General features: G+C 60.9%; 11 protein-coding genes and 1 pseudogene. 4 read left to right on the top strand and 8 right to left on the bottom strand.

The features are described 5' to 3' along the window. The first annotated feature begins 12 nt into the window (after nucleotides 1-12). On the top strand, nucleotides 13-711 hold the full coding sequence (gene pgl / locus PH558_RS30980; protein ID WP_095433979.1) for a 6-phosphogluconolactonase: 699 nt from the start codon (nucleotides 13-15) through the stop codon (nucleotides 709-711). 169 nt (nucleotides 712-880) lie between these two features. After that, complete coding sequence (gene edd, locus PH558_RS30985) at nucleotides 881-2,704, top strand: phosphogluconate dehydratase (protein ID WP_095433978.1); 1,824 nt, start codon at nucleotides 881-883, stop codon at nucleotides 2,702-2,704. A gap of 54 nt (nucleotides 2,705-2,758) precedes the next feature. On the opposite strand, the gene PH558_RS30990 is transcribed toward edd, so the two are convergent. Next, the gene (locus PH558_RS30990; protein WP_483314213.1) at nucleotides 2,759-3,589 is read right to left on the bottom strand and encodes a DUF3313 domain-containing protein; all 831 of its coding nucleotides are present in this window, start codon (nucleotides 3,587-3,589) and stop codon (nucleotides 2,759-2,761) included. Nucleotides 3,590-3,883: 294 nt separating this feature from the next. On the opposite strand from PH558_RS30990, the gene PH558_RS30995 reads away from it, so the two are divergent. After that, on the top strand, nucleotides 3,884-4,480 hold the full coding sequence (locus PH558_RS30995; protein WP_285208172.1) for a TetR/AcrR family transcriptional regulator: 597 nt from the start codon (nucleotides 3,884-3,886) through the stop codon (nucleotides 4,478-4,480). Nucleotides 4,481-4,528: 48 nt separating this feature from the next. Here PH558_RS30995 and PH558_RS31000 read toward each other — a convergent pair whose 3' ends face one another. The 6 genes from PH558_RS31000 to PH558_RS31025 form a co-directional block, all read right to left on the bottom strand. After that, entirely contained in the window at nucleotides 4,529-4,882 is a 354-nt protein-coding gene (locus PH558_RS31000) for a hypothetical protein (RefSeq protein WP_095436174.1), read from the bottom strand. A 193-nt stretch (nucleotides 4,883-5,075) separates the two neighbouring features. Continuing rightward, nucleotides 5,076-6,164 carry an ABC transporter ATP-binding protein gene (locus PH558_RS31005; RefSeq protein ID WP_285208173.1) on the bottom strand — a complete coding sequence of 363 codons (1,089 nt, stop codon included), beginning with the start codon at nucleotides 6,162-6,164 and terminating at the stop codon, nucleotides 5,076-5,078. Between the two features lie 21 nt (nucleotides 6,165-6,185). Beyond that, complete coding sequence (bglA, locus tag PH558_RS31010) at nucleotides 6,186-7,838, bottom strand: beta-galactosidase BglA (protein WP_285208174.1); 1,653 nt, start codon at nucleotides 7,836-7,838, stop codon at nucleotides 6,186-6,188. Between the two features lie 36 nt (nucleotides 7,839-7,874). Then, entirely contained in the window at nucleotides 7,875-9,029 is a 1,155-nt protein-coding gene (locus tag PH558_RS31015) for a carbohydrate ABC transporter permease (RefSeq protein WP_095433973.1), read from the bottom strand. A gap of 1 nt (nucleotide 9,030) precedes the next feature. Continuing rightward, nucleotides 9,031-10,047 carry a carbohydrate ABC transporter permease gene (locus tag PH558_RS31020; protein WP_092709183.1) on the bottom strand — a complete coding sequence of 339 codons (1,017 nt, stop codon included), beginning with the start codon at nucleotides 10,045-10,047 and terminating at the stop codon, nucleotides 9,031-9,033. A gap of 125 nt (nucleotides 10,048-10,172) precedes the next feature. Continuing rightward, nucleotides 10,173-11,534, bottom strand: coding sequence for an ABC transporter substrate-binding protein (locus PH558_RS31025; RefSeq protein ID WP_095436173.1), 1,362 nt, complete (start codon nucleotides 11,532-11,534; stop codon nucleotides 10,173-10,175). A gap of 311 nt (nucleotides 11,535-11,845) precedes the next feature. Here PH558_RS31025 and PH558_RS31030 point away from each other — a divergent pair, with 311 nt between their 5' ends. Further along, nucleotides 11,846-12,877 (top strand): substrate-binding domain-containing protein, encoded by a 1,032-nt coding sequence (locus PH558_RS31030; RefSeq protein ID WP_095433971.1) that lies wholly within the window; start codon nucleotides 11,846-11,848, stop codon nucleotides 12,875-12,877. Between the two features lie 7 nt (nucleotides 12,878-12,884). Here the strand turns inward: PH558_RS31030 and PH558_RS31035 are convergent. Further along, nucleotides 12,885-13,338 (bottom strand): annotated as a pseudogene (locus tag PH558_RS31035) (bifunctional methylenetetrahydrofolate dehydrogenase/methenyltetrahydrofolate cyclohydrolase); the annotation flags it as partial.

The raw sequence follows: 13,338 nt of genomic DNA on the forward strand, positions 1-13,338 counted from the left end.
GGGACGGTAACGATGACAGCGAACATGCATGCTTTTGCCAATGGTGCCGAACTCGCCGGCAAGCTCGCGGACAAGGTGGCCGAGACCCTCTCGGACGCCGTCGCGACGCGCGGCTCCGCAAGCATCGCGGTCTCTGGCGGCTCGACGCCAAAGGCCTTCTTCCAGGCGCTGTCATCGCGCTCGATCGAATGGGGGAAGGTGACGATCACCCTCGTCGACGAGCGGTTCGTGCCGGCGGACAATCCGCGTTCGAACCACCTGCTCGTTCAGGAAAACCTGCTGAGGGACAAGGCGGCTGCCGCCAAGTTCCTTCCGCTCTATCAGGCCGCGGCTTCCGTCGAAGAAGCCGCGGTCATCGCCACCGAAAAGACCAAGGCTGTTGGCCATCCCTTCGATGTTGCCATCCTCGGCATGGGCAATGACGGCCACACGGCCTCTTTCTTTCCTGGCGGCAGCAATCTCGCAACCGCACTCGATCCGAACACCCCGCGCGGCATCATCACGATGGAAGCGGAAGGTGCCGGTGAGCCGCGCCTGACATTCACTTTCTCCAGCCTTCAGGATGCCCGATTGCTGGTGCTCCATATCGAGGGAGAAGGAAAGAAAGAGGTTCTCGCCAAAGCCGAAGCGGTGGGCGAGGAAACCGAGATGCCGATCCGCTCCATGCTGCGACGGGCGGCTTCACCGGTCGAGATTTATTGGGCTCCCTGACACGGCCGCAAGGCCTCGTCATCGAACCCTGAATGACACAGCAACCTATGCTGCGCCATGTGCCCTTGCGGGTGCAGCGGCAGAGCATTGACTTTTAGATCCCGCGCCGCGCCCTTTACCGAAACAGATCTCACGGGCATCGCGCAGAACAGACGGAGGCAGATCGACCATGGCCGCTGACGCCCGCATATCAGCGATTACCGCACGCATCGTCGAGCGCTCGAAGCCGACGCGCGAGCGCTATCTGGACCGCCTGCGCAGCGCCGCGAGCAAGGGAGCGCAACGCTCCGTTCTCGGCTGCGCCAACCTTGCGCATGGCTTCGCCATCTGTTCCCCCTCCGAGAAGGACGCACTGGCGGGAGACCAGGTGCCCAATCTCGGGATCATCACCTCCTATAACGACATGCTCTCGGCGCATCAGCCCTTCGAGACCTATCCTGCGATCATCCGCGAGGCGGCGGCCGAAGCGGGCGGCATCGCCCAGGTGGCCGGCGGCGTACCGGCCATGTGCGACGGCGTCACGCAGGGACAGCCGGGCATGGAACTCTCGCTCTTCTCGCGCGACTTGATTGCCATGTCGGCCGCCGTCGGCCTGTCGCACAATATGTTCGATGCGGCTGTCTTCCTCGGCGTCTGCGACAAGATCGTTCCCGGCCTCGTCATCGCCGCTCTCTCCTTCGGCCATCTGCCTGCCGTCTTCATTCCGGCCGGGCCGATGACCTCGGGCCTGCCGAACGACGAGAAGTCGCGCGTGCGCCAGCTCTATGCCGAGGGCAAGGTCGGCCGCGCTGAGCTGCTGGAGGCGGAATCGAAATCCTATCATGGTCCCGGCACCTGCACCTTCTACGGCACGGCGAATTCGAACCAGATGCTAATGGAAATCATGGGCTTTCACATGCCGGGCGCCTCCTTCGTCAACCCCGGCACACCGCTGCGCGAAGCTCTGACGCGCGAGGCGACCAAGCGTGCGCTCGCCATCACCGCCATGGGCAATGAGTTCACGCCGGCCGGCGAGATGATCGACGAGCGTTCGATCGTCAACGGCGTCGTCGGCCTGCATGCGACGGGCGGCTCGACGAACCATACGATGCACATCGTCGCCATGGCGCGCGCCGCCGGCATCGTGCTCACCTGGCAGGATATTTCCGAGCTTTCCGACATCATCCCGCTGCTTGCCCGCGTCTATCCGAACGGGCTTGCCGACGTGAACCATTTCCATGCCGCCGGCGGCATGGGCTTCCTTATCAAGGAGCTCCTGAAGAAGGGGCTGCTGCACGATGACGTGCGCACCGTCTACGGCCAAGGCCTCGAGAGCTACTCCATCGATGTCAAGCTCGGCGCCGACGGCAATGTGGTGCGCGAGCCTGCCCCGGATAAAAGCCACGACCCGAAGGTGCTGGCAAGCATCGACACGCCCTTCCAGAGCAATGGCGGGCTGAAGATGCTGCGCGGCAATATCGGCAAGGCGGTCATCAAGATCTCCGCCGTCAAGCCGGAGCGCCACATCATCGAAGCGCCGGCCGTGATCTTCCACGACCAGCTGGAGATGCAGCAGGCCTTCAAGGACGGCAAGCTGAACCGCGATTTCGTCGCCGTCGTCCGCTTCCAGGGACCGAAGGCTAACGGCATGCCCGAGTTGCACAAGCTGACGCCCGCGCTCGGCGTGCTGCAGGATCGCGGTTTCCGCGTGGCGCTCTTGACCGACGGGCGCATGTCCGGCGCCTCGGGCAAGGTTCCGGCCGCCATCCATGTGACGCCGGAGGCCGTCGACGGCGGCCCGATCGCCCGCATCCGGGAAGGCGACATCATCCGCATCGATGCGATCGCCGGCACGCTGGAAGTCCTCGTCGATGCTGCTGACCTGGCCGAGCGAGAGCCGGTCGTAGCCGATCTCTCGGAGAACGAGTTCGGCATGGGCCGCGAGCTCTTCGCGCCGTTCCGCCACGCCGCAGGACCGGCGGATCAGGGCGCGAGCGTCCTGTTCCGCCACTGAGATTGTCCTCCGGATTTCGGCAGGGCGGCTCGGCAGGGCGGCATCGAAGGCTGATCAAGGAGCTTTCGGTGCCGTGGTTCCTGCTTCCGGCGGAGCCTTGTCGGTCCAGGCAGGCGGAAGGCCGAGGCGTGCTCCGACGAAGCCGGTTACACCCGGTGACTTCCCGAACGCCTTGCAGGCCTCATACTTGGGCGCGCGACCGACGAGGGCCGCCAATTTAGCCCTGGAAGGGAACGAGGGCGCCGCGCCGAACGGCGTCTTGCCCTTAACCAGCATCTTACTGAAATCGCCGCCGAATTTGGCGGCGAGGCTATAGGCATCCCCTTCCTTGGCGACCGTGCCCGAATCAAAAAATGCGTTCGCACCACGTCCCCAGATCATGACTGCCTTCTGCGCACCCTGGGGATTGAAAGCCTCCGCCTCGAGCGAGAGGCTGCCCATGCCGATCGGAATACGCGGAACGGGCACTGGTACACCCGGCAGCAATACGCTCTTGCCCACGGAGGCAACTTTCGAGACCCCGACGGCGGTAGGATTGGTTGCCTTAACCTGCGTCACGACGGCGCGGACGGTCAAATCTGCCGGCTCGGACAGACCGACGACGGCGAAGCGTTCGCTCAATCCGGAACAAAGCGCCCTATCGACGGCATTAGTAACGAGATCACGCTGTTTGGGTGTGAAGGCGGCGCTTTCGGCGCGCATGGAAAAGGTCGTGGGAATGATCTTCACGGTTTTGGCCGCAAGAACATCGTCCTTGCTCACCCTCAGAAGCGAGTGCGCGACCAACCCGTCCGATCGGGTCAGGCCATCATAGGACCGCAGGGATCCCGCCCGATCCAGCGGCGCGGCGGCACAGCCCCCTAGCACGCTCAACAGCAGAGCCATCGAGCAAATTTCAGGCCTCCGACGGCTTTCGGCCGCATATGGACCATAGGTCTTACTTCCATCGTGATTTGAGATTGCATTGGCTGCCATGGATGTTTGTGCTCCTGCACCGGGTTATGAACATCAGCATCAATATTAATTATCGCACTGAGTGTAATATTAATGTCGGCCGATTTGCGGCAATCGAGGAGCGAAGCGGAGAATTTATTTCACCGGAGATTGAGACCGCAGAGCAGGAGCCGCAAGGCATGCGCCAGATTTGAGCGGCGTTGCGACTCATGCCAAAATGATCGAATGCACGATGCACCATCCAAGCCGGAAGGCCTGCGCGAATGCAAGCGCCGCCTGACCTTTCAACGCATAGCGGACGTCGGGATGAAATCCTTTATGGCGAAAGGCTATCAGGAAACGACGATCGAGGAGATTGCGGCAGCGGCCGGGATTTCCCGCCGGACTTTCTTTTATTACTTCAAAAGCAAGGACGATATTCTCCGGGCGCATCAGAACAGATATATGGACGCACTGCGGACCAGCATCATGGAGAATGCATTGGCCGGCCGACCGCTCGAGGTCGTTCATCAGGCAACGCTGGGACTTGTGGCTCGCCTCGAGGCGGAAGCACCTCGGCTTCTTGAGACGGCCAAGATTTTACGCCAAAGCGATGCCCTGCGCGCCCGCTCGCGGGGTAACTCTCTGCAGCTCGAACAAATCGCCTATGAAGCCCTGTGCGAACTGTTTCCGACGAAGAATCGCGACGGTCTGCGGCTGGTTTCGATGATTGCGGTCAGCCCGCTGCGCCTGTCAGTCGACAAATGGCTGCAGGAAAATGGCAGGCTGCCGCTGATCAAATGTCTTGAGGATGCGCTCGAAAAATGGCGGACGGAAATCTGAACCGTCAGCCGAACGGAGCGTGCGAAGCCGTTTCTTGTGGGTCGTTGATCAGGATCTGATATCGAGCACGCGGTTCTTATGGGCCGGGTGCGTGCTGTAGACGAAGATCTTGTTCATTTCCTTCTCCGTGAGAAGCCGCAGGAAGCGGACCTCGACCGTGTTGTTGGAGAAGACCTTCATCAGCACGCAGCCGATCTTGGTGATGCGCGCGTCGGGGATATCCAGATAGAACTGCTTCGGCAGATTATACTGGGTGAGGATCGCGAGAACCGCACTGCTCTGCGAGATGCGGATAATATCGCAGCGGCGGGACGCAAGGTTCATCACGCCCTTTTCGGTGTATTCGAGGCGCGCCGCATTCATGGTGTCTTCCATGCGAAACCGCACCTCGCGGTCATACATGAATGATTCTTCTTTGTTGAGGAAATGCTGACCCGAATTAGCTCTGCCGAACGCGGCCATCTTGCTAGACCCCTGAAGTATATTATGAGGGGAAGACTATCAGCCGGTCTTTAACAGAAGGTTTGAACGCGCCAGCCCAAGATGAATTTTGTTGTTCACCTTTGCTTGAGCCGGCGACGTTCCCCGTAAGCCGCTACTTGCGATAGGAGTGGCCGCCGGCATCAAACAGATGCAGCTTCTGCCGGTCGGCCGTAAAACGCATCTTTTGGCCGCGATGGATATCGGCAATGCCGGGGATCTTGACGATAATCGGCTCGCCATCGACCAGGCCTTCGAGATAGAGCTGGGTCACTTCGCCGAGCGCTTCGACAATCGAGACCTCGCCTTCGAAGAGATAGTCGTCACCAGTCGCGACACGCAGATCTTCCGGACGCACACCGAAGCTCGCCGTCTTGCCCTTCTCGGACGCCTCCGTCGGTACGTCCAGCGTCACGGCCTTGCCGCCCGTTAGCGTCACGGTCGTCGTTGCGCCTGTTTCGGTCACGGTAGCGGGGATGATGTTCATGGCCGGCGAGCCGATGAACTTGGCGACGAACAGATTGGCCGGGCGCTCGTAGAGTTCAAGGGGAGCACCGACCTGCTCGACACGGCCGGCCGACAGCACGACAATACGGTCGGCCAGCGTCATGGCCTCCACCTGGTCGTGGGTGACGTAGATCATCGTCGTCTCGGGCATGGAATCGCTGAGTTTGGCAATCTCGATGCGGGTCGCGACGCGTAGCGCGGCATCGAGGTTCGACAGCGGTTCGTCGAACAGGAAAACCTTGGGGTTGCGGCAGATGGCGCGGCCGATGGCGACGCGCTGGCGCTGACCGCCCGAGAGCGCCTTGGGCAGACGCTCCAGATATTGCGTGAGCTGCAGGCTCGCTGCCGCCGCCCGCACACGACGGTCAATCTCCTGCTTGCTTTCGCCGGCAATGCGCATGCCGAAGGCCATGTTGTCGTAGACGGTCATATGCGGATAGAGGGCATAGGACTGGAAGACCATTGCGATACCGCGCCGCGACGGCGGCACCTCGTTCACCTTCTGGCCGGCGATCATCATATCCCCGGCCGTGATGCTCTCCAGCCCGGCAATCATCCTGAGCAGGGTGGACTTGCCGCAGCCCGAGGGGCCGACGAAGACAATGAATTCGCCCTCGTTGATCTCCAGATCGATGCCGTGCAGCACATGCACGCTGCCGTAGGATTTCTTGATATCCTTCAGAACAAGTCCCGTCATTATGCTTCCTCCTCCCAAAGGTCAGGCGAGACGCGCGAAGTAAGCGCCCCAGGCCGGAATATCGATCTTGTTGCCGTAGTTGTTGCTGGTAAATCCATGTCCCGTCAACGCCTGCCAATTGCCGTCAGGCAGGATTGCCAGCGTTTCGACAGGGCTCATGTTGAAGGCGCAGAGAATGGTCTCGCCGGCATAAGCGCGGGTGTAGATCAGCACATCGCCCTGCGGCTCCGAAAAGGCAATCTCGCCCTTGGCGAAAGCCGGATGCTGCTTGCGGAAGGCAAGGAAGCGGCGGTACTGCTCCAGCACCGAATTTTCATCGCCCTGCTGGACGCTGACGGCGCGCAGGATATGTTCGACCGGCACCGGCAGCCATGGCTTAACCGTCGAGAATCCGCCTTGTGTCACCTGGCTGTCCCAAACCATCGGCGTGCGGCAACCATCGCGCCCCTTGAACTCCGGCCAGAACTGGATGCCATAGGGGTCCTGCAGGTCCTGATAGGCGAGATCGGCTTCCGTCAGCGCCAGTTCCTCGCCCTGATACAGGCAGACGGAACCGCGCAGGGTCAGCAGCAGCGCCGCATAGAGCTTGGCGAAAGCATCGCGGTCCGCCACCAGATTGCCCCAGCGGCTGACATGGCGCACCACGTCGTGGTTGGAGAAGGCCCAGCACGCCCAGCCTTCCGGAGCAGCCGTATCGAAGTCATTCATCACCTCTTCGACGCGATCCGGCGACAGGGCATCCGGCGCCAGGAATTCGAAGGCGTAGCACATATGCATCTTGTCGCCGCCGGAGGTGTATTCGCCGACGATTTCGAGGCCGCGCTGGCTGTCGCCGACTTCGCCGACGGCGGCAATCGCCGGATATTCGTCGAGCACGGCACGGAAGCGCTTCAGGAATTCCAGGTTCTCGGGGCGGTTCTTGTCGTAGAGATGTTCCTGGAAGTTATAGGGATTGACTGCCGGCGCGGTGGAGGCATTGCGGCGCGAGGGCTCCAGCGCCGGATTGTCGCGCAATTCCCTGTCGTGGAAGTAGAAATTGATCGTATCGAGGCGGAAACCATCGACGCCACGGTCGAGCCAGAAACGTACGACATCTAGCAAGCGATCCTGCACCTCGGGATTATGCAGGTTCATATCCGGCTGCGAGGTCAGGAAATTGTGCAGGTAATATTGCATGCGGGTCGGATCCCACGCCCAGGCCGATCCGCCGAAGATCGACAGCCAGTTGTTGGGCGGCGTGCCGTCCGTCTTGGCATCGGCCCAGACGTACCAGTCGGCCTTCGGGTTATTCTTGCTCGAGCGGCTTTCGACAAACCATGGATGGCGGTCCGAGCTATGTGACAGCACCAGATCGATCATCACCTTGATGCCGAGACGATGAGCTTCCGTCACCATCGCATCGAAATCGGCCAGCGAACCGAAGATCGGATCGACGTCCTCATAATTGGAGACGTCATAGCCGAAATCGCGCATCGGCGAGGTGAAGAAGGGCGAAATCCAGATCGCATCGACACCAAGAGAGGCGACATGCGGCAGGCGGACGGCGATACCCTTGAGATCGCCGATACCGTCGCCGTTGGAGTCCTGATAGGAACGCGGATAGATCTGATAGATCACGGCGCCGCGCCACCAGTCCTTGTCAACTTCCGAAGCCGATTGAAGAGCAATGCTCATGCTGAGTGGGTCCTGTAGTAAGTGCGTGTTTTTGTATCAGCCCCCCTTCACCGACCCGGCGAGCAGACCGCGCACGAGATAGCGCTGCAGACCGAAGAAGACGAGGAGTGGGATAAGGATGGTGACGAAGGCCGAGGCCGTGAGGATTTCCCAGTTGCCGCCGCGCGAGCCGAGCAGCGCGTTGAGGGCGGCCGTGAGCACGAGGTGATCCTTGTCGGTGCCGAGGAAGACCATGGCGATCAGAAGATCGTTCCACACCCAGAGGAACTGGAAGATCGCGAAGGAGGCCAGCGCCGGGAAGGACAGCGGCAGGATGATCTTGACGAAAATGTCGAAATCGCTGGCGCCGTCGACGCGGGCGGATTCGATGATCTCCTTCGGCAGGCCGGCAATGTAGTTGCGCAGCAGATAGATGGCGAGCGGCAGACCGAAGGCCGTATGCGCCAGCCAGATGCCGGGATAGGTCTTCGACGGTACGCCGAACATCTGGCCAATCTCGTTATAGATGCGCAGAAGCGGAATCAGCGACATCTGCAGCGGCACGACGATCAAGCCGACGACGAGCGCAATCAGGATCGCGCGGCCGGGAAACTCCATCCAGGCAAGCGCATAGGCCGCAAAGGCGGCGATCAGGATCGGGATGACGGTCGCGGGGATCGTCACCGTCAGCGAATTGATGAAGGACTGGCCGATACCCTCGCCGCCCAGCACGTTGCGATAGTTGTCGAGCGTGAATTGCGGCGGGGTGGCGACCGTCAAATAGACGCGCTTTGCCCGGGCATCGGCTTCGAACGGGCCATTCTTCTGATAGCGATAGCTTCCGTCGGAGTCGATCGTCAGCGTCTCACCATTTTCCAGCGCGGCGGGAGCGCCTGCCTTGTAGGCTGCCGGCTCCTGCACGCGCAGGCCGAAGGACTGGATCTTGCCGCCGCCTTCGACGGCGAGCGTGCCTGATATCACGAAATTTGCGCCATCAGGTTTTGCCTTATCCGCACCGTCAAGGCGGGCTGCCGTGGTGCGCGACGAGCCGGCAAAGGCCGTCCACCAGCCGGAAGCGACGATCTGATCCTTGTCGCGCAGCGCGGTGACGAAAATGCCGAGCGTCGGCAACAGCCAGAGCAGGACGATGAGCAATACCGCGGCGTGAACGAAAATGCGGGCGGGGCCGATGCGACCGAGATTTCCAATCATGTCAGCGCCCCTTCGTCTCAGCATTTGCGCGGCGAATGTTCCAGATCATGATCGGCGTGACCGCGACCATGATGACGAGCGCGATGACGGCGCTTCGGCCACTGTCGCCGCCGCCACGGAACATCCAGTTAAACATCAGATTGGCGAGCACCATCGTGTTCCATTGACCGTTGGTCATGGTCAGCACGATGTCGAAGACCTTGAGGACGAGAATGGTGATGGTGGTCCAGACGGTGGCGATCGTGCCCCAGACCTGCGGCACCATTATCTTCCAGAAGATCTGCCAGCCATTGGCACCATCGATGACGGCCGCTTCGATCGTCTCCTCCGGAATGCCGCGCAGGGCCGCCGAAAGGATGACCATGGCGAAGCCGGTCTGGATCCAGATCAGCATGACCATCAGGAAGAAATTGTTCCAGAACGGAATCGTGATCCAGACCTCGGGCGTGCCGCCGAACAACTGGACGACGGCGTTCAAAAGGCCGATCTGCGCGTCGGTGCCGCCGCGATATTCGTAGATGAACTTCCAGATGACCGAGGCGCCGACGAAGGAAATCGCCATCGGCATGAAGATGACGGCCTTGGCGATGTTGCCCCACCAGATGCGGTCGGTCATGACGGCGATGACGAGGCCGAAGAAGGTGCAGGCGGCAGGCACCACGGCAAGCCAGAGAATGTTGTTGAAGATCGACTGGCGGAATTCGGTGTCGTTGAGCGCCCAGAGATAGTTGGCGCCGCCGACGAATTTGCTGCCGTCCGGTCCGTAGAAGGACAGGATGAAGGTCGCGACGACAGGATAGACGAGGTAGACGACGAGCAGGAACAAGGCCGGCCCCAGGAACAGCCAGGGGCGGATGAGGCCACGGCGGCGAAGATTGACAGCCGCCTGATGGACGTCGTCACCCTCCCGTGCCGGGAAAATCACGTCCAGAAACTTGTTGGAGAACCAAAAATAAGCGGCGCAAATGGCAACGCCGAATATCATGGCGCCAATCGCCGATACGATCTGCGAAAACATCCATTCCCTCCCCGAATTGACCTGCTTTGTGCCCACCCGTACGACATCGGCCGCGCATGAGGCGGGCCGTCACGAGCTGCATGACGCCGCCGGCGAGTTGCCGGCGGCGATAGGGCTATGATGCCTTACTTGATGGCGTCCCAGGACTTCTGGATACCGTCGGCTACATCCTGAGCGGACTTGCCGCCGACGAAATCCACCATGCCCGTCCAGAACGACCCTGCACCGATCTTGCCTGGCATCAGGTCGGAACCGTCGAAGCGGAACGTGGTGGCCGTGGTCAGGATTTCGCCTTCCTTACGCAGCGTGTCATTGGCGTAGGCAGCCGTGTTGACGGACTTGTACGGTGTCAGGAAACCGGACTGGGCCATCCAGACTTCCTGGGCGATCGGCGTCTGCAGGAACTGGATAAAGGCGCGGGCGGCCTTCGAATCCTTGGTGATGGCTGCCAGCGTGCCGGCGCCGAGAACCGGCTTACCGAGTTCAGGATGCGCGGCGCTGGGCGGGAAGTAGAAGAAGTCCGCATCCTGACCGAGCTTGGTACCCTCCGGGAAGAAGGACGGGATGAAGGATGCCTGCTTGTGCAGGTAGCACTTCGGCGGAACCGTGAAGAGGCCCTTCGGGCTGTCGCGGAAGTCGGTCGAGGCAACGGCCGCAACGCCGCCGGCAACATATTTCGGATTCTTGGAGAACTTGCCGAATTCCTCGATGGCGGCAACGACCTTCGGATCGTTGAACTTCAGCGAGTTATCAACCCAGTGATCGTAATCCTGCGGCGTATTCAGGCGCAGCATCAGATCTTCAACCCAGTCGGTTGCCGGCCAGCCGGTCGCGCCGCCCGAACCGAGGCCGATGCACCAGGGGGTGCCGCCGTCCTTGACGATCTGATCCGAAAGCTTGATCAGATCCTCCATGGTCGTCGGGACCTTGTAGCCGGCTTCCTCGAAGTTTTCCGGAACGTACCAGACCAGCGACTTCAGGTCGGCCTTGTAGGGGAAGGCATAGAAGGCGTCCTTGCCGTCCTTGCCTTTGTAGGTGCCGTAACCGACCCAGCTGTCGCCGGCGCCGTAATTGGTCTTGACCCAGGAAGCGAGATCATCGCCGAGCGGCGTCAGATAGCCCTTGCTGGCGAGATTGGCGAGCAAACCCGGCTGCGGAAGGATGGCGACGTTCGGCGGCGAGCCCGCCTGCGTGTCGATGACGATCTGCTGCTCGTAGTTTTCCGAGGACGAATATTTGGCGTTCACGCCGGTCGCTTCGGTGAAGTAGTTCAGGACGCTGGTGAAGAGAGCCTCGTCCTCGCCGCGCCAGGGGCCGAAGATGGTCAGCGTCTCGCCCTTCAGGTCGGCATGGCCGGCCTTGAAGTCGTCATAGCTCTTCCAGTTGAACTTGGAGTCCTGGCCGGGCTGGAATTTCAGATCGGCAGCCATCGCCGTACCGGCCACCAGAGCGGCGGCAGCGACGGTCATCAGAAACATTTTCTTCATGCGGTTGTCCTCCCAAATAACGAAACCCATGAGCCCAGGCACCGTTTTGTGCCGTGCGCCCATTTCCTCAAAGCGCTTTGGCTACTCCTGTCATCCATTGAGAGCAGGATAAAGTCAAGCGATTTTCAGATTTCAGGCAATATGCGCAGCAATTCTCGCGCTGCAGCATAGAATGCATGTCGATTTTTCACTAATTATCTTGTCTCCTACACTTCTGCTGTTACATAATTGAAAGCGCTTTGAAAGCCTGAGACTTTTCGGGAGGTTGTCTCGGCATCGTGGCGGCATGCAGTTGGAGGAGCCGAAACACCGTGAATCTGAAGCAGCTATCGCACATGCTCGGGCTGTCGCAGACGACAGTTAGCCGGGCATTGAACGGATATCCGGAAGTCAATCGCGAAACTCGTGAGCGCGTTCTCAAAGCGGTTCGGGAAACAGGCTATCGCCCCAATAAGGCAGCTCAAAGACTTGCAACTGGCAAGGCCGGCTCAATCGGGCTTGTCATGCCGACCTCGCCCGGCAATTCCTCGGACGTGCATTTCAGCGAGTTCCTGACGGGGCTGGGAGAAGAGGCCTTGCGGCACGACTTCCATTTCGTCCTGACGCCTGCGGATCCGAATGATGAAGTCGGCGCCCTCAGGCGATTGGCGGCCAGCGGCAATGTCGATGCCCTCTTCGTCAATTATATGCGTGGTCACGATCCGCGCCTGGAGATGCTGAAGTCGCTATCCATGCCTTTCCTCGTGCATGGACGCTCCATAGGCTCCGAGCCCGACTATCCTTTCCTCGACATCGACAATGAAGCCGCCTTCTACGACGCCACGAAGCTGCTACTGCAGCTCGGACACCGGCGCTTCGCCCTCTTGAACGGTCCGATCTATTTCGATTTCGCCATTCGCCGGAAGAACGGCATGGATGCAGCCCTTGCCGAGCGTGGCCTGGCGCTTGACGAAGCCTGCGTCAGCCATACGCCGATGACGGACGAACAGGGCCTGCTCGTCATGGAACGCATTCTGCAGATGGAGAAAGACAAACGCCCGACGGCCGTGCTTTGCTCGAGTACGGTGCTGGCGCTCGGCGCCGTTCGCGCCATTAATCAGGCAAAGCTCAGGCTTGGCGAGGACATCTCGATGATCGCCCACGACGACGTGCTGACCTTGCTCAAGCCAGAAAACTTCACCGTGCCGCTGACGACCACCCGCTCGTCCCTGCGAGCCGCCGGTGTGCGCATCGCCGAGCGGCTGATCGGCGAAATCAAGCATACGGATACGTTCCCGGCCCAGGAACTATGGAAAGCGGAATTGATCGTGCGCGCATCGACCGGCGTTGCACCGGCCGACTGATATCTGTTTAGAATTTCGGCGGCTTCTTACCCGCGGCGCGATAAGCGGCAATGACGGTATTGGCCATCAGCATGGCGATCGTCATCGGTCCGACACCGCCCGGAACCGGCGTGATGGCGGCAGCGACGTCGGATGCTTCACCATAGGCGACATCGCCCACCAGACGGCTCTTGCCCTCGCCGCGCTCAGGTGCCGCGATCCGGTTGATGCCGACATCGATGACGGTGGCGCCAGGCTTGATCCAGTCGGCCTTGACCATCTGCGGACGGCCGACGGCCGCCACCAGGATATCGGCACCTCTCGCGACGGAGGCGAGATCCTTTGTGCGCGAATGCGCCGTCGTCACCGTCGCATTGGCAGAAAGCAGCAATTGCGCCATCGGCTTGCCGAACAGGTTGGAGCGGCCGATGACCACGGCATTCAGACCCGACAGGTCCTCGCCATGCACCTGTCGCACCAGC

The sequence above is a fragment of the Rhizobium pantanalense genome (assembly GCF_030182525.1).
Taxonomy (GTDB): domain Bacteria; phylum Pseudomonadota; class Alphaproteobacteria; order Rhizobiales; family Rhizobiaceae; genus Rhizobium.

Bases quoted from the DNA above. Each gene is read 5' to 3' on its own strand.
- pgl (WP_095433979.1), top strand. From the start codon at position 13: ATGACAGCGAACATGCATGCTTTTGCCAATGGTGCCGAACTCGCCGGC.
- edd (WP_095433978.1), top strand. From the start codon at position 881: ATGGCCGCTGACGCCCGCATATCAGCGATTACCGCACGCATCGTCGAG.
- PH558_RS30990 (WP_483314213.1), bottom strand. From the start codon at position 3,589: ATGGCTCTGCTGTTGAGCGTGCTAGGGGGCTGTGCCGCCGCGCCGCTG.
- PH558_RS30995 (WP_285208172.1), top strand. From the start codon at position 3,884: ATGCACGATGCACCATCCAAGCCGGAAGGCCTGCGCGAATGCAAGCGC.
- PH558_RS31000 (WP_095436174.1), bottom strand. From the start codon at position 4,882: ATGTATGACCGCGAGGTGCGGTTTCGCATGGAAGACACCATGAATGCG.
- PH558_RS31005 (WP_285208173.1), bottom strand. From the start codon at position 6,164: ATGACGGGACTTGTTCTGAAGGATATCAAGAAATCCTACGGCAGCGTG.
- bglA (WP_285208174.1), bottom strand. From the start codon at position 7,838: ATGAGCATTGCTCTTCAATCGGCTTCGGAAGTTGACAAGGACTGGTGG.
- PH558_RS31015 (WP_095433973.1), bottom strand. From the start codon at position 9,029: ATGATTGGAAATCTCGGTCGCATCGGCCCCGCCCGCATTTTCGTTCAC.
- PH558_RS31020 (WP_092709183.1), bottom strand. From the start codon at position 10,047: ATGTTTTCGCAGATCGTATCGGCGATTGGCGCCATGATATTCGGCGTT.
- PH558_RS31025 (WP_095436173.1), bottom strand. From the start codon at position 11,534: ATGAAGAAAATGTTTCTGATGACCGTCGCTGCCGCCGCTCTGGTGGCC.